Annotated in this window: 16 protein-coding genes; 15 read left to right on the top strand and 1 reads right to left on the bottom strand. The window is 47.5% G+C overall.

The window, feature by feature from the left end; translation table 11 throughout:
- Positions 1 to 10: 10 nt before the first annotated feature.
- The 10 genes from QMA39_RS04225 to QMA39_RS04180 all read left to right on the top strand — a co-directional run bounded on the left by QMA39_RS04225 (position 11) and on the right by QMA39_RS04180 (position 7,674).
- Positions 11 to 697, top strand: a complete 687-nt coding sequence (locus QMA39_RS04225) for a uracil-DNA glycosylase (RefSeq protein WP_027954357.1) — start codon at positions 11 to 13, stop codon at positions 695 to 697.
- Between the two features lie 63 nt (positions 698 to 760).
- Positions 761 to 1,354, top strand: a complete 594-nt coding sequence (vrrA, locus tag QMA39_RS04220) for a VrrA/YqfQ family protein (protein ID WP_027954356.1) — start codon at positions 761 to 763, stop codon at positions 1,352 to 1,354.
- Positions 1,355 to 1,442: 88 nt separating this feature from the next.
- A complete protein-coding gene (gene msrB, locus QMA39_RS04215) occupies positions 1,443 to 2,402 on the top strand; it encodes a peptide-methionine (R)-S-oxide reductase MsrB (RefSeq protein ID WP_281658055.1) in 960 nt (319 codons plus the stop codon).
- A 75-nt stretch (positions 2,403 to 2,477) separates the two neighbouring features.
- Positions 2,478 to 3,056, top strand: a complete 579-nt coding sequence (locus QMA39_RS04210; protein ID WP_281658054.1) for a TetR/AcrR family transcriptional regulator — start codon at positions 2,478 to 2,480, stop codon at positions 3,054 to 3,056.
- Positions 3,057 to 3,164: 108 nt separating this feature from the next.
- On the top strand, positions 3,165 to 3,764 hold the full coding sequence (locus QMA39_RS04205; RefSeq protein WP_281658375.1) for an alpha/beta hydrolase: 600 nt from the start codon (positions 3,165 to 3,167) through the stop codon (positions 3,762 to 3,764).
- A 69-nt stretch (positions 3,765 to 3,833) separates the two neighbouring features.
- Complete coding sequence (locus QMA39_RS04200; RefSeq protein WP_027954352.1) at positions 3,834 to 4,037, top strand: DUF6501 family protein; 204 nt, start codon at positions 3,834 to 3,836, stop codon at positions 4,035 to 4,037.
- A 135-nt stretch (positions 4,038 to 4,172) separates the two neighbouring features.
- Entirely contained in the window at positions 4,173 to 5,762 is a 1,590-nt protein-coding gene (locus QMA39_RS04195) for an amidohydrolase (protein ID WP_027954351.1), read from the top strand.
- Positions 5,763 to 5,839: 77 nt separating this feature from the next.
- Complete coding sequence (locus QMA39_RS04190) at positions 5,840 to 6,388, top strand: histidine phosphatase family protein (RefSeq protein ID WP_206932753.1); 549 nt, start codon at positions 5,840 to 5,842, stop codon at positions 6,386 to 6,388.
- 166 nt (positions 6,389 to 6,554) lie between these two features.
- Positions 6,555 to 6,794 (top strand): 4Fe-4S dicluster domain-containing protein, encoded by a 240-nt coding sequence (locus QMA39_RS04185; protein WP_008640010.1) that lies wholly within the window; start codon positions 6,555 to 6,557, stop codon positions 6,792 to 6,794.
- A gap of 139 nt (positions 6,795 to 6,933) precedes the next feature.
- A complete protein-coding gene (locus QMA39_RS04180; protein ID WP_206932752.1) occupies positions 6,934 to 7,674 on the top strand; it encodes an SDR family oxidoreductase in 741 nt (246 codons plus the stop codon).
- Between the two features lie 127 nt (positions 7,675 to 7,801).
- On the opposite strand, the gene QMA39_RS04175 is transcribed toward QMA39_RS04180, so the two are convergent.
- The gene (locus QMA39_RS04175; protein ID WP_027954348.1) at positions 7,802 to 8,077 is read right to left on the bottom strand and encodes an acylphosphatase; all 276 of its coding nucleotides are present in this window, start codon (positions 8,075 to 8,077) and stop codon (positions 7,802 to 7,804) included.
- Between the two features lie 78 nt (positions 8,078 to 8,155).
- On the opposite strand from QMA39_RS04175, the gene QMA39_RS04170 reads away from it, so the two are divergent.
- The 5 genes from QMA39_RS04170 (at position 8,156) to QMA39_RS04150 (ending at position 15,547) form a co-directional block, all read left to right on the top strand.
- Positions 8,156 to 9,127 carry a P1 family peptidase gene (locus QMA39_RS04170; RefSeq protein WP_035531323.1) on the top strand — a complete coding sequence of 324 codons (972 nt, stop codon included), beginning with the start codon at positions 8,156 to 8,158 and terminating at the stop codon, positions 9,125 to 9,127.
- Positions 9,128 to 9,132: 5 nt separating this feature from the next.
- Positions 9,133 to 10,014, top strand: a complete 882-nt coding sequence (locus tag QMA39_RS04165; RefSeq protein ID WP_281658053.1) for a gamma-glutamylcyclotransferase family protein — start codon at positions 9,133 to 9,135, stop codon at positions 10,012 to 10,014.
- Positions 10,007 to 10,861, top strand: a complete 855-nt coding sequence (locus QMA39_RS04160; RefSeq protein WP_281658052.1) for an alpha/beta hydrolase — start codon at positions 10,007 to 10,009, stop codon at positions 10,859 to 10,861. Before QMA39_RS04165 ends, QMA39_RS04160 begins: the two co-directional genes overlap by 8 nt.
- Positions 10,842 to 11,888, top strand: a complete 1,047-nt coding sequence (locus QMA39_RS04155) for a C45 family peptidase (protein ID WP_281658051.1) — start codon at positions 10,842 to 10,844, stop codon at positions 11,886 to 11,888. The genes QMA39_RS04160 and QMA39_RS04155 overlap by 20 nt, the downstream gene beginning before the upstream one ends.
- 71 nt (positions 11,889 to 11,959) lie before the next feature.
- Positions 11,960 to 15,547, top strand: coding sequence for a dynamin family protein (locus QMA39_RS04150; protein WP_281658050.1), 3,588 nt, complete (start codon positions 11,960 to 11,962; stop codon positions 15,545 to 15,547).
- Positions 15,548 to 15,553 lie beyond the last annotated feature (6 nt).

Below are 15,553 nucleotides of genomic sequence, written 5' to 3'. Positions count from 1 at the left end.
AGAGAGCGGATTGCTTACGATTGAAAATGACTGGAAAACGGTGCTGCAGCAGGAAAAGCAGAAAGAATATTTCCAGGAGCTTGAAAAGGAAATCGAAAGAGAATATGAACAGGTGCATGTGTTCCCTGAGCGCGAGCACGTGTTAGCCGCTATGGAGGGAACGGCACTTTCAGATACGAAAGTCGTCATCTTAGGACAGGACCCTTATCACAATGAGGGTCAGGCTCATGGATACAGCTTTTCGGTCCGTCCCCACGTGTCTATTCCACCTTCTCTTCGTAATATCTATAAAGAGCTGGAACATGATTTGAACATAAAAAAACCCAATCACGGATGCCTCCAGTCATGGGCTGCGGAAGGCGTCTTGTTACTTAACGATGTCTTGACGGTGCGGGCGCATGAGCCCCATTCCCATAAAGGAATCGGCTGGGAAAAGTTCACCGACGCTGTAATCCGGAAGGTCAATGAAAAAGAACAGCCTGTGGTGTTCATATTGTGGGGAAAACATGCTCAAAAGAAAGCTGATTTTGTAGACCGGGAGCGTCATCTCGTTTTAGAATCTTCCCACCCCAGCCCGTTTGCTGCCCATCGTGGATTTTTCGGCAGCCGCCCTTTTTCCAAGGCTAATGAATTTCTGAACGTGCATGGGGAATCCCCTGTGAACTGGGCGCTTCCAGTCAATCCTGAAGAGGCTTGAGCCCAGACCATACGGTTACCCAGGGCATATGTTACAGTATTCTAAAGTTTCGGAGGGGTTGTTATGTTTCCTACTGGTCAACCACCATACCCTCCCATGGGGGCGTTCCCGGGCTTTCAACAAGCAGCTGGTCCACAAATGATGCGTTCTATGGGATCTCTCGCAAATGCCGGTTCCCGTGGATTCGGAGGTCTGCCGGGTCTGCTCGGTAAAGGCGGTTTTGGCGCTGGAGCTCCCGGGTTTTTCGGGAATGCCGGATTAGGATCTGTACCCGGAGCGGGCCTCCTCGGTGGCGGAGGGCTTGGGTCCAATGCGTTGAATGCGGCCGGCGCCGCTGCCAAAACGGGAGGGGCCGGGTGGCTTGGGCATATGCAGACAGCGCTGAAGGCCGTCCAGACTGCCGCGCCGATGATGCAGCAGTACGGTCCGATGATCAAAAATATCCCAGCAATGATTAATATGATGAAAATCATGAATGAGCCGGATGAAGAAGAGGCAGATGAGTCATCAGAAAAATCGGGTGAATCATCGTCCTCCTCCTACAGCTGGGAGTCCAGAGAAAGCTCCAGCAGGGGGAAAGGGAGGAGTAAAGATACCGCCAAATCCCACAAAAAGAAAAAGAGTCAAGGAACATCACAGCCTAAATTGTTTATTTAGGCTGTGCGTGTGGCTTGATTTTTTTTTATGAATTAGCAAGAATAGGAACAAAGGTCATTGATTACACAATGCCGGAGGAGGCTTCATATTGACTAATACATTACAAAAAGCAACATTCGCCGGAGGATGCTTCTGGTGCATGGTGGAACCTTTCGATGAACGACCTGGGATCGAATCCATTGTTTCTGGTTACACCGGGGGGCATACGGAAAATCCGACGTATATGCAGGTGGTTTCAGAAGCAACCGGACATAGAGAAGCTGTTCAAATCGTATACGATCCGGAAATCTTTCCCTACGAAAGGCTCGTAGAACTATTCTGGCAGCAGATAGACCCGACAGATGACGGGGGACAGTTTGCTGACCGAGGCCATTCCTATACAACAGCCATCTATTATCATAACGAAGAACAGAAAGCCGTCGCTGAACAAAGCAGACAGGAGCTTGAGAAATCAGGGAGATTCAGCCGGCCGATTGTTACTGAAATCCTTCCCGCTGCCGTCTTTTATGAAGCGGAGGACAAGCATCAGGAGTATTATAAGAAAAATGCGTTCCACTACAAGCGTTACAAAAAAGGATCCGGACGTGCTGGATTTATTCAAGACAACTGGAGTTATAAAAAGGATCCTGAAGATCTAAAAAAACGACTGAGTGATATTCAATATAAGGTAACACAGGAAAATGCAACGGAACGTCCTTACGATAATGAATTTCACGATCATGAAGATGAAGGCATCTATGTGGATATTGTTTCTAAAGAGCCGTTATTCAGCTCGAAGGATAAATATGACGCCGGTTGTGGGTGGCCGAGCTTCACCAAACCGATCGAGAAACAGCAGGTCAAAGAGGAAGTAGATACTTCCCACGGCATGTTCCGTACGGAAATCAGGAGCGGTGGAGCCGATTCGCACCTCGGACACGTCTTTGAGGATGGCCCTGTAGACAAGGGAGGACTACGTTACTGCATAAACTCTGCAGCGCTCGAATTCATTCCTAAAGATCAGATGGACGAAAAAGGTTACGGCTATTTGAAGCATCTTTTCCGCTGAATGGTTTGTTCAGAGAGTCAGGGTTAGAAGCAGCTGTCATCCAATGCTATAATGATTGGATGAGGAGGAACGACCTTGGGCAGAAAACGAATCCTAACCAAAGATGACATTTTAAACGTAACTGGGGAAGTACTTCGAAACGGTGGTATCCAGGAGGTTCATTTCAAAAAACTGGCTGAAGAGCTTCAAGTCAGCCGCAGCACCCTTTATGAGTACTTTAAAAATAAAGAGGAGCTGATTCTCTCGTACATGAGAGCAATGATGGATGAAATGAATCGAAAAATCCAGGCGGTGCCGCCGGATCTTCCTCCGAACGAAAAATTAAAGCAGCTGCTCCACATTTTTCTGGAGCACGCCGATACGTATCACATTGATCAAATGATTCACGAACTTCAAACGAGCGATAAGCAGGTGGCCCTGTTTTATAAAACCGAGGTTCATAAGGATCTCATGAAAACCCATCAACTTATGGGCAGCTGGATTGAAGAAGCCAAAGAAGCTGGAATATGGACGACAGATGTTTCCTCCACGCTCATCTCCGACGTAATTTTTCATTCGATTTTATTTTCCAACAGAAAAAAAATCGGGGCAGAGGATATGACAGAGCAATTATTCCAGATGATGGAACATGGTTTGTCGAAAAGAAACGAATGAACCCGCCGCTTTGTAAAAGGTGGGTTCTTTCTTTGACAATATCTCGAATTAAAGATATTATGTTTTTAGTTATGATGATAAAGAAAAAACGGAGGGATTCACATGAATATAAAGCACATTTTTAAAGAAGGGCAGAATGAGAAAGTTCTTCTGCTTCTGCACGGGACTGGGGGTACAGAACAGGACCTTCTCCCACTCGCTGGGATGATCGACCCCGAAGCCTCTGTCTTGTCTGTCCGGGGGAATGTTTCTGAAAACGGAATGCCGCGCTTCTTTAAGCGGCTTAGAGAAGGAGTTTTCGATGAGGAGGATTTGGTTGAGCGGACGAAGGAATTAAACGAGTTCCTGGATGAAGCTGCCGCTCATTACGGCTTCCGCCGGGATCAGATTGTAGCCGCAGGATACTCCAATGGGGCGAATATTGCAGGAAGTCTGCTGTTTCATTATGAAAAGAGTCTGCTTGGGGCAGTGTTGTTCCACCCGATGGTGCCAAGAAGGGGGATAGAGCTTCCCGACCAGACGGGGATTCCTGTATTTATTGGTGCCGGTGAAAACGACCCGATCTGTCCGGCTTCTGAAACCCAGGATTTAAAATCACTGCTTCAAGCTTCCGGAGCCCATGTCACGGATCACTGGGAGCGGATGGGGCACCAGCTCACTGAACAGGAAGTACGGGCAGCCGCCGAGTGGTATGCGTCGCAGTTTTAATGGTGCCTGTATTGAGTCCGATCCTTGTTCCGTGTATGATAGAAGGCAGGGAACAAAGGAGGTAGTGCTGTGATTCATAAAGATTGGGAAAACAATAAAACGATAAAACGAATCGAATGCGTCCATAATGATGCCGCTAAATTCGTTGTCAACAACGTCCTCACCCCAGGTAAGGTGTACGACGTTAAAAATGAGAGCGAAGAATTTTACTTTGTAGTGGACAACTCCGGCAGAATCGGTGGTTTCTACAAAGATTACTTCAAAGAAGTGTGAGACAAGCTGAAGGGCATCCCTTCAGCTTTTTTATTAGCTGTAAGGATGTCGAATGTTGTGAAGATTGGACGTTTACATTCAAGATTGGCAGGGGTATGGGGGTATAAGCCTACAGGAAGAAAGGATGCCTTCTTTATGATTATGAATAATGTCCGAATTTACGATCCTTCCCACCCTTATGATGATCAAACGTATGCGGTTAAAATAAATGGGAAAACGTTCGAAAAAATCTCTGAGGAGCCTTTAGAAGGCGGGGAGGTCATAGATGGGAAAGGGAAAGTCCTTGCCCCCTCCTTCAATGACAGTCACATGCACCTTTTACGCTACAGTCTTTTGAAAAAGGAGCTGGATTTGACCGAAGCGAAAAGCTGGAAGGAAATGAAACAGATGGTCGAGGACCACTATGACAAAATTGAACAAAATGACTGGATTTATGGAAAAGGGTTCAATGATGGGAACTTTGACGATTTGGATGGTCTGCTCACAGCTGAGGACTTGAACGAGATCCACGTTGATGCCAATATGTACTTCATGCATCAGGATGGACATGAATGCGTAATCAGTCAGAAAGCGTTGGAGCGTTTGAAAGAGGAGGAAGCGTTTAAACAGGAACCGGATGAATTCAAGGAAACAGATGAAAGCGGGGAATGGAACGGACGTTTTAAGGATACTGCTGTTCATTACATTAAACACCATTTCTGGGGCCGTTCCGCCGCGGATGCGAAAGAGGCGCTGAAAACCGGAATTCCCTACTTAAGCCGATACGGTATCACATCGGTTCATACCGATGACATCAACTTCATCGGGTCTTATCAACGCCTGTGGGAAGCGTATACACAGCTGGAACAAGAAGGAGAACTTCCTATCGATGTTCATCTGCACCATTATATATTCAATATCGATGATTTGAAAAACTACTGCCTTCATAATGAACTCCGTACAGGCGGGGGGACAGAACGAGTACGGGTAGGCTCTGTGAAAATCTTCCTTGACGGGACACAACGGTTGTTTACAGCAGCCATGCGCAACCCTTACCCTGTTCAACCAGATAAGGACGGCATTCTCATCTACACCCAGGATCAATTGAATGAAATGGTCCGTTATGCGAGTGAACAAAAAATGCAGGTAGCTATGCATGCGATTGGAGACCGGGCGGTGGAGCAGGCGTTGACAGCCCTTGAACAGCCGGAAGCAGAAACAGAAAGGTTCCGCCACCGGATTATTCATGCCCAGACGCTCGCTCCTGATCTTATCCAACGCATGAGAGAGGCTGCCCCCTATATTGAAACACAGCCTTCCTTCCTGCTTGATGAATGGGATAAAAAACAAAACTGGTCACCGGAAAGTCTCGTTCCATTCGCTGACGCTTATGAAAGTCTTCTGAAGGAACAGATTCCGATTACGTTGAGCTCGGACCTTCCTATCGGCGCCCTGGATCCTTTCGTGACGATTTTTTCAGCGGTCAACCGGACCGGCTTGGACGGGCGCCCTGAAGGTGGCTGGATGCCGCAGGAAAAGATCAGCCTTGAAGCGGCCTACACCGGATTTACAAAAACACCGGCAGAACTCGAATACAATGAAGATCATAAGGGCATCATAAAAGGTGGTTATCAGGCTGACTTTGTTCTTCTGGATCAGCATCCAGAGGAAATCAAACCGGAGCACCTGCACGAATTGAGTGTCCTGGAAACCTGGCACAGAGGACAAAGGGTCTATAAAAGATAAGTACGACTTTTCTTGTAAACACTCGTTCCATCATCCATAATAAGAGTAAGGTGACGGAAAGGGGAGGATGGGTAGAAATGGATAAACTAATTATCGTCCGCCACAGTGAAACAGAAGGGCAGCATGAAGACTCACCCTTAACTAAGCTTGGAATACGTCAAGCACAGAAACTGGCGGTCCTGCTGGATCAGTCTGGTGTAACCATTGACCGGATAATCTCAAGTCCCTATTTGAGGGCCGTTGAGACCATCAGACCCTATGCCCGGTCCAAGGACATGGAAATTGAAAGAGACGACCGCCTGGAGGAAAGGGTTCTCAGTCACGAACCATTGGATGACTGGGAAGAAGTCCTTCACGATACGTTTCAGGATCCTGATTTAAAGTTAACCGGAGGTGAGTCCTCTGTAGAAGCGAAGGACAGGGTCCTCTCGCTCATTGAGGAGCTGGAAAATCAAGACTGTGGGAATGTCCTCCTCGTAACGCACGGAAATCTTCTTGCACTGCTGCTGCAGAAGTATAACCGTGAAATTGGATTTTATGATTGGAAACGGCTGTCACGCCCGGATGTTTTTCTTGTCCAGAAACAGGGCGGAGAATATATTGTGGAACGCATTTGGGAAGATTGACAGCTCGGCTGTCATCTTTCCTTTCTTTATTTCTCCTGTTGTCAGACCTCGGATTGCGATTTTGACATAAAATCGTTATGATAGATTGTGGTGTTTATCTTAGCTATTCAAGGTGAATATAGAAATGTAAGCACACTTAATTCCACTTAAAGGAGGAGAAAACGAAATGGCATTTGTTATTACATCCCCTTGTAAAGATGAAAAAGCTGGAGAATGCATGGATGTGTGCCCGGTTGACTGTATCGAGGAAGGAAAAGATATGTTCTATATCGATCCTGCCATCTGCATAGATTGCGGCGCATGTGAAGCTGTGTGTCCGGTAGAGGCTATTTATATCGAGGATGAAGTTCCTGAAGAGGAAACCCCATACATCGAAATCAACCGCAAGTTCTTCGAAGAACAATAAGGCACATACTGAAAAACGCCCCCTTACGACTAAGGAGGCGTTTTTTTATTATCCACTTTCTTCACGGCCTTCCAATGAATAATTATCTTGAATTCCGGGTAGATACATAAAGAATTCGGACATAGGAGGCTATTATTTTATGACAACGTTACAAAATCAAGCAGCTGTTATTACAGGAGCAAGCAGCGGAATTGGTAAAGCGATCGCCCACTCCCTCGCAGAACAGGGGGCTCATGTCGTATTGGCAGCCCGCCGTGCGGAACGCCTGCAGGAGCTTGCTGACGAAATTACAAGTCAATATCATGTAGAAGCGAAAGTGGTGGAAACGGACGTTACAAAGCGGGAGGATGTCGAAAATCTCGTGAAGGAAACGAAAGATGCCTTCGGCCGTTTGGACATTTTCATCAATAATGCTGGTGTTATGCTGCTTTCCTTCCTGAAAAATGATCATGTAGACGAATGGGAACAGATGGTGGATGTGAATATTAAAGGTGTGCTGTACGGCATTCATGCCGGACTGCCCGTTATGCTTGAACAGGATTCCGGCCATATCATCAATGTTTCCTCTGTGGCGGGACATGAAGTGTTTCCATCCAGCACGGTGTACAGTGCGACCAAGTACGCTGTTAAAGCGCTGTCCATGGGTATGGAAAAAGAACTCGCCAAAACCGGTGTGCGGGTCACCAACATTTCTCCCGGGGCGGTGGAAACAGAGCTCACCGATCACATCACTGACGGAGAGGTTCTGGATATGTTTAAAGACCGCAGTATGCAGCCCCTTGAAGCTGCGGATATTGCCAACGCCGTTTCGTATGCTGTGACACAGCCGAAATCCGTGAATGTAAATGAAATCATTGTACGGCCGCTGCATCAGGCATAAGCAAAAATGACCGCTTGCAGCGGTCATTTCAGCCTGCAGAAAAAAGCAGCGTCTTAATATAAAAAAAGCTTGTAGAAAAACAGAAGTTTTCCTACAAGCGGAGATGACCGCGGGAAGCGGTCATCTTTTAATGGACAACTTTAAATCTGCTGTACCCCTGAATTTCATCATGAGTTGTTATATCAAGGGATTCAACCTGGCTGAAAGGAGTTGGACCTTCGTTGATCTTTTCAATGAAACGTTTCAGCTGACCCTCTTCAGCTTCAGCTTCGATCAGGACGGTTCCGTCCGGCTGGTTTTTGACCCAGCCTGTTACGCCGAGTTGTTCAGCCATCTGCTTGGCAGAAGCCCGGAAACCGACTCCCTGAACGCGTCCATGTACAAGAATTCTATTGTTTTCCATTGTGTCAGCACCTCCAGTTCCTCTCTAAACAATTCCCTGCATCCCCCTGCAGGCAAACCTCAATAAGGAGGAAGAAGGATGAAAGAAATAAAGATTACGGATCTGTCCCCGTTTAAAATCGGACAGAAAGAAGATCCATCGGGCCGTACCGGCTGTACTGTTGTGCTTCATGACACAGGTGCAGTCGGAGGTGTAAGCGTCCGGGGCGGTGCACCGGGAACAAGGGAGACCGACCTCCTCCGGCCGGAAAACCTTGTCCAGCATATTCATGGTCTCTTCCTTTCAGGCGGCAGTGCTTTTGGACTGGATGTCGGTTCGGGTGTCATGAAATTTCTTGAAGAAAAAGGAATCGGGTTTGATGTGCAGGTGGCTAAAGTTCCGATCATCCCAGGAGCTATTTTGTTTGATCTGACCGATGATCCCGCCGTCAAACGTCCGGACGCACAACTCGGCTATGAGGCCGCACGTTCCGCTTATGAAGCACCTGCTTTTCAAATGGGAAATTACGGAGCGGGTGCCGGGGCTTCGGTAGGAAAAGCGCTGGGAAAGACGCACAGTATGAAAGGCGGAATCGGAAGCTGGGCCTGCAGAATTGGGCAAGTGGAAATCGGAGCTGTAGCAGCGGTGAACAGTTTTGGCGATGTGGTTGATCCGGCCACAGGAAAAGTGATCGCAGGTCTTTATGAAGGAAATGAGTTTTTACATACAGAAAAGCAGCTTCTTCATCAAATGGAAGATACGGATACCAATCGTTTCAAAGGAAATACGACCATTGGGACCATCCTTACAAATGCGGCTTTGACAAAAGCGGAGGCATCTAAAGTGGCCGATGCGGCTCATGACGGTCTGGCAAGGACAATCCGTCCCTCTCATACTTTTGTGGACGGGGATACGATTTTCTGTATGTCGGACAATCAAGTTCCCTGTGACACAAACGCCCTGGCTGCTGCTGCTGCCCTGTGTATGGAAAAAGCGGTCCTGAATGCCGTCCTCTCGAGTGCTTCCACGGAAGAATATCCAGCCGCCAGGGATTCTCACAAGAAAGGATGACACACGTGTACGTATTTGTTTATGGATCCTTATGTTCAGGGCAGGACGATCATCACCTTTTACGAGAGGCAGAACTTGTATCCGCTCAGGCTTTTGTGAGAGGCACTCTTTATTCTGGTCCTTTGGATGAACCGCTTCTTCGGGAAGACCAGCATACATGGACGTATGGTGAACTCTATCATATTCGGCACTCCTTACTATCAGAGCTTGATGATTACGAAGGCTTTCAACCAGGCAATGAAGATGGGGAATGGTATAGGAAAGAAACAGAAGTCTTTTCGGACACAGACTCCGTAATGGCAGAAACCTTTTACTGGAACGGAGTGACGAAAGCATCGATTTCTCACAACGACTGGAAGGTTCATCAGTTCCTCCATCAAGACTCCTACATTTATTTCGCCTACGGGTCCTGCATGGATGATGCCCGGTTCATTACCCAGAAGGTCCACCATCTCTTTGCGGATGTTATAGGAACAGGAACGCTTTATGACTACCGTCTAGCTTTTTCTTATCATTTGAATGATGGAGCAAGAGCGGATATCAGGGAGGGCGCGCACCAAAAAGTGGAAGGTGTCCTATATCGAATCAACAAGCAGGCCCTTCATTACCTTTTTTTAAGGGAAGGGGTGGAAGCGGGGGCATACAGACCTTCCATTGTGCCAGTGGAAATGGATGATGGTTCAGTCCTGCAGGCTGTCACATTCACTGTGCTCTCTAAGAAAGAAGACATGCCTCCGCCCTTTCATTATGCCGAAGAGATTGTCCGCGGTGGCGAACGTTATTTATCCTCGGAGTACATCGAGGCGTTGAAGCAGAGGTTTCTCGATGATTTAAAAGTGCAGCATTTTCAAGAATACATGGAGAAAAGGAGTCGTTCCTATGACTGAAGCCAGATGGAAAAGCTATACAGCGCGTGATTTTTCTACCCTTTCCTATATGTCTTCCCATCAATCCGATCATTGTGAGGAGGCGGTAATCATCATTCACGGCATCACGGCAGAATTAACGGAGCAGAAAAAGTTCGCTTCCGCCTGCCGGAGAGATGCGGATGTTTTTCTTCCGGTCCTCAGAGGCTATGACCATAAAAATAAGCGCGGTGACCTGGATTATATCGGACAGTATGATGATGATTTGTTTGATTTCATTCACTATATCAAGAAAAAAGGCTACAAGCGGATCACACTGATGGGGCATTCCATGGGGTGTGCCAACCTGCTCCGCCTGATCAAGAAAAATCCAGCCATCGGAGATGCCTACATCTTCACAGCTCCATTTTTCCATCCGGCTGTTCCCGTTTATAAAAACGAAGCTTCTGATCCTTCCGGAGAAGGAGATGATGTCGAGTACACCGTCTATACGAAAAAGGTCATGGTGTTAATGACTTTATATAAAATGAATGTTCACCGGTTTGAAAAGGCTTCAGCCGCTGAGATTCCTGACGAATTCGCCAGCACCGGCCGGCTGTCCCTTTCCTTCCGGTTGTTGGTTTCCCGATTTCCTGAGAAAGTGACTCCCGCTCTGCTGAAAGGTGTGCAGGCACCAGTGACCATTGCTGTCGGCAGTGAGGATGAGGTGATTGAAGCAGAAAAATTGAAGAAGTGGGCCGAAGATATCTGGGACCGTCCAGTCGATATTCTTCCAGGGGCCGATCATAACGACATTCTGTATGACGCCGGATTTCATAAAATCATTCATGAAATGGACGGTTCTGTCAGTGAAAAAACTTTACAGTGAAGTCATCCAGTTCAAGGGCCGAGCTGATGATTTCGGATACGAGCAGGGAAAAAGACTGAAAGAGACCCTGCTTTATGAAAGTCATCTTCTGCGCAGACCGCGGTCCATCCGACATTATCAAACAGATACAGAACACGTGAAAGCGATGCTTATGCACTGGGCGCCGCTCCTTTGGGAAAAGCTGAGGGGACTATCGGAAGGTTTGGAATGGCCTCTTGAAGAAACCGTTCATGAATACAGCGGGTGGCAGCAGGAATGGGATCATTCCGGATACTCTATCATGCTTGGTCGTAACTATATGATCCGCAACTATGACTACAACCCGAAAACCTATGAAGGACGGTTCCTGATTTACCAGCCGGACGACGGGACCGCATCCATCGGGCCGGGGCAGCGGGTCATTGGACGCACCGATGGCATGAATGAACATGGACTGTGCGCAGGGTACAACTTTGTCAATCGTCTTCACCCGGAAGATGGATTCATCTGCTGTACATTGACTAGAATTCTTTTGGAGAGCTGCCGGGATACCATTGAAGCAGAGAAGCTGCTGAAAGAGCTCCCCCACCGGCATTCATTCAATTATGTCCTGTTTGATAAAGCCGGCAGATCTTCTATTTTAGAGGGATCTCCCAGAGGGGTGATCAAGAAGGAAGGACGGGCTTGTACCAACCACTTTTCCCACATGCCGGAGGAAAACCGCAGACACTTGTCAGATTCAGAAGCGCGGCTTTCCCAAATGAAGGACAGGCAGAAGGAGGAGTGGGGTGCTAATGACGCTTTTCGATTTTTAAACGACCGTTCGGGTCCGATTTTTTCCGATCAGTATCAACGGTCTTCGGGTACGATTCATACAGCTGGTTATTCCCCGGAGACGCTTTCTCTCCGATTCGGACTTGGCGGTGATGCACAGGCTGTTTCGTTTTCCTTCGACAACTGGATCAAGGGACGCCGTTCACCTGTGAAAAAAATGTTCGGCTGGATTGATACAGCTATGGATATTCCCTATCTGGACGGCATCACCTGAAAAACCATATTGAGATGAAGGGGTCTGCGGCGTACAATAAGGATAGACGTAAACCGTAAAGGAGACCTTTGATGCACACAACGACACGTAAAAATGCCATGAAACTTCAAAACCTTTATGCCTTTTTAATACAAGAAGGGATGAGCAGACAAAAAGATAAAGTTATGGATCTGATTAAAAAAATCAAGCAGGAGGAAATGGTTATCGGCTTTGCCGGTCACTTTTCCGCCGGCAAGTCCACATTGATCAATACGCTGCTGGAAAGCCGGCTGCTCCCTTCGAGTCCTATTCCAACGAGCGCCAATATTGTCCGTTTAAGAACAGGGCCCCTGTATACAAAGGCTTATTTCCTTTCAGATGCGCCTGTGAAATACGAAGCGGATGTAGAGCCGGAGACTATACAGGCATGGTGCAGGGACGGTGAAAGTGTGACCGGGCTGGAAATCAGCCGTCCGGATAGTCTCCTTCCACCCCACGTTTCTGTCCTGGATACCCCTGGCGTAGATTCTACGAATGATGCAGACAGGCTGATCACCGAATCTTCTCTGCACGTGATGGACTACATGTATTATGTCATGGATTACAACCATGTTCAGTCGGAAGTAAATCTACTGTTCTTATTGGAAATGCAGCAGAGGAAGACCCCTTTTAGCGTTGTGATCAACCAGGTGGATAAGCATGTAGAGGACCAGCTTCGGTTTGACGACTACCGAAAAAGTGTCGAAGCGGCCTTTCAACAGTGGGGAATTCACCCGGAAGCGGTCTACTATACATCCATGAGAGATTTTACTATGGAACAAAATGAGTACAGGCAGTTGAAAAACCATTTCCAACAGTTGTTTGACAGGGATTTTACCCTCATAGAACAGCAGGCGGATGATGTAGCTGCTGCTTTAATGGAAGAAACCGTCAGGGATTATGAAGAGACTTTTGAAGAAAAGCGGGAAGAACTTCTTGAACAGAGAGAAAACCTTCAATCGGTCATCGAAGAAAGTCCGATGAATCCGGATCTGATCCATGAGTACAGCGAACTGGAAGAAGCGGCAGACGAGGCGTTTGAAAAGCGTATCTTTCAGTTTCTTTCCAATGCCTACCTGATGCCGAGCGCCCTCCGTGAGCATGCGGAAGCTTACCTGGAGTCCCGGCAGCCGGACTTTAAAGTCGGCCTTCTGTTTGCAAAGAAAAAAACCGAGGAAGAAAAACAGGTGAGGGAAGACGCTTTTTACGAAGCCTTGAAAAAAACGATGGAAGAACAGTTGAAATGGCCGGTGAGAGAACGGATGATGAAACTGCTGGACGCTTACGGCATCCATTCCACAGAGCTTCTTCAAATCGTTCAGGACATGGATTTTCACTATCCAAAAGAACGTCTGGAAACACTGGTTCAATCAGGGGCTTCGGTTACAGGGGCTTATGTTCTTCGTTACACGGATGAAGTGGCAGCTGATATTCAACGGCAGGCCAAAGCTTTTCTCAGAGAATGGAAAAAAGCTTTTCTGGAAGAAGTCTCAGCAAAAAAACAGGATGTGCTGCGTCAACATGAACAAGCATTCTCTACGTATGAAGACATACAGAAGATTGACGAGGAACTCGAAGCCATCATTGAAAAGGTCCGGCAGTTCTCAAACCGCCTTCATGAAAGTTTTTCTGACACGATATCTGCGGAAAACAGGAAACGGGCAGAAGAAGATGAGAGGCGTCTGGAGGAGCGGGTGTCTGATGCTCCGGAACATCCTGCACGCGTCATGGACGAGGGCGGGAATCTTATAGTGGAAGAACCATCCGAAGGCAGGCCGGACCCCTCTCCGAGTTCAACGGTGGATCAGGTGAAAGAGAGGACAGAGAAGACTCTGGCTGTTATTCAGGAGTTGGAAAATATGAACGACCTTTCCCGCCGGCTGGAGGAAAAAGTGACCCGACTGGATAATCGGACGTTTACAATAGCCTTATTTGGTGCCTTCAGCGCAGGGAAATCCTCGTTTGGCAATGCGCTTCTCGGAGATGACGTTCTGCCCGTGTCTCCCAATCCCACAACGGCAGCCATCAACCGGATATCTCCCGTATCAAGCGGCCATCCGCACCAATCGGCAGAAGCTGTCGTAAAATCAGAAATGGATATGCTGGAGGACATAGCAGCTGTGTACGCATCTTTTTCTTCCTTGGAATCAGCCTGGAAGGAACTTGATGAAGCGGATGTAGAAAAGTGGAGATCATGGGAGCAAAAGGAGCGCTCCTTCCTAAAAGCCTTTTATGATGGATACCCCCAGATGAAGGAACAGCTGGGACAAAGGATTTCTGTGCCTTGGGAGCAGCTGGCCGCTTTTGTTTCACAAGAGGACAAGTCCTGTTTTATCGAGTCGATAGATGTGTACTACGATTGTGCCTGGACAAGGGCTGGCGTGACGCTTGTCGATACACCCGGGGCAGATTCCGTCAATGCCCGCCATACGAATGTCAGCTTTCAGTACATTAAAGATGCCGATGCGGTCTTATTTGTCACCTATTACAACCACCCGTTCTCAAGAGCCGATGAAACGTTCCTGAAACAACTGGGCAGGGTCAAGGACAGTTTTGCCATGGATAAGATGTTCTTCCTCATCAATGCCAAAGACCTTGCGCAGTCCAATGAAGAGCTGCAGCAGGTCGAGTCCTATGTGGAAACACAGCTGAGTGCATTCGGAATTCGGAATCCGAGGCTTTACCCAGTCTCAAGTCTCCTTGGGTTGAAAGAGAAAAAATACCATCAAGATGAAAATTCCGGTATGGGGGCATTTGAAGACGGTTTTTCTTCCTTTTTGGAAGAGGAGTTATCCCAAGTGATGACAGCTTCCATTGAAAACGATTTAGAGCGGGTGAAAAGCTATATCCAATCCATGGTGGAGAGCAGCCACATGGATGAAGGGGAAAGAAAAAAGAAAAAGGCACAACTGGAAGAACGCAGGCAGCAGGCACTGGCTCTTTTCGAAAAAGAGTATGACGGCGGGGCTGAAAAAGCGGTGCAGAACAAAATGGATAAGCAGCTTCATTACGTCCATGAACGGATGATGCTCCAATTCAACGATCTGTTCAAACGACGTTTCAATCCTGCGGCTATTAATGGATTACAGCAGGATGTGAAAGAACAGGTGAAGGAGGCACAAAAGCAGCTGTTTGAAGAGATGACCTTTGATATGAAAGAGGAAGTCAAAGCCGTATGTGTCCGTGTGGAGCAGTTTATTGCGCAGCACCTCGATGAGACGAGGGCTAAAATTGAAACAAACCTCCATCATATCGAATCGTCCATCCATCTGGAAACACTTGAGCTCCCTGATATCTCCGTTCCAAAGATCGAAGGGCAGATCGAGCTCACGGCTGCGGAACAGGATCAGATCAGGAAAATGTTCAAGGGGACGAAATCTTTCTTTGAGAAAAATGAAAAAGAAAAAATGAAAGAAGCGGCCGCTCCACGCGCATCGGATGTTCTGCATCAGCAATTAAATCTGATTTCCAAAGACGTAACGCCTTATTACCAGACTCAATGGGCAGATCTATATGCGACGGCCCGCCGTACCTGGATAGATGAAACGGCAAAGCAGTTCGATCAGCTGATTGACCATTACAGCACCCCTGTAAACCGGAAACAGGTGGAAAAAGTCTGGCATCAGCTCTCCAAGGTCTAAACGAGA

The sequence above is a fragment of the Halobacillus sp. Cin3 genome (genome assembly GCF_947311855.1).
Classification (GTDB): Bacteria; Bacillota; Bacilli; order Bacillales; family Halobacillaceae; genus Halobacillus; species Halobacillus kuroshimensis.
The sequence above is the reverse complement of the archived record's forward strand: the minus strand, read 5'-3'. Positions and strand labels throughout refer to the sequence as shown.

Excerpts from the sequence above, each read along its gene's own strand:
- QMA39_RS04170 (WP_035531323.1), top strand. The coding sequence starts at position 8,156 with ATGAAAGAAATAAAGATTACGGATCTGTCCCCGTTTAAAATCGGACAG.
- vrrA (WP_027954356.1), top strand. The coding sequence starts at position 761 with ATGTTTCCTACTGGTCAACCACCATACCCTCCCATGGGGGCGTTCCCG.
- QMA39_RS04185 (WP_008640010.1), top strand. The coding sequence starts at position 6,555 with ATGGCATTTGTTATTACATCCCCTTGTAAAGATGAAAAAGCTGGAGAA.
- QMA39_RS04180 (WP_206932752.1), top strand. The coding sequence starts at position 6,934 with ATGACAACGTTACAAAATCAAGCAGCTGTTATTACAGGAGCAAGCAGC.
- QMA39_RS04150 (WP_281658050.1), top strand. The coding sequence starts at position 11,960 with ATGCACACAACGACACGTAAAAATGCCATGAAACTTCAAAACCTTTAT.
- QMA39_RS04195 (WP_027954351.1), top strand. The coding sequence starts at position 4,173 with ATGATTATGAATAATGTCCGAATTTACGATCCTTCCCACCCTTATGAT.
- QMA39_RS04190 (WP_206932753.1), top strand. The coding sequence starts at position 5,840 with ATGGATAAACTAATTATCGTCCGCCACAGTGAAACAGAAGGGCAGCAT.
- QMA39_RS04160 (WP_281658052.1), top strand. The coding sequence starts at position 10,007 with ATGACTGAAGCCAGATGGAAAAGCTATACAGCGCGTGATTTTTCTACC.
- QMA39_RS04175 (WP_027954348.1), bottom strand. The coding sequence starts at position 8,077 with ATGGAAAACAATAGAATTCTTGTACATGGACGCGTTCAGGGAGTCGGT.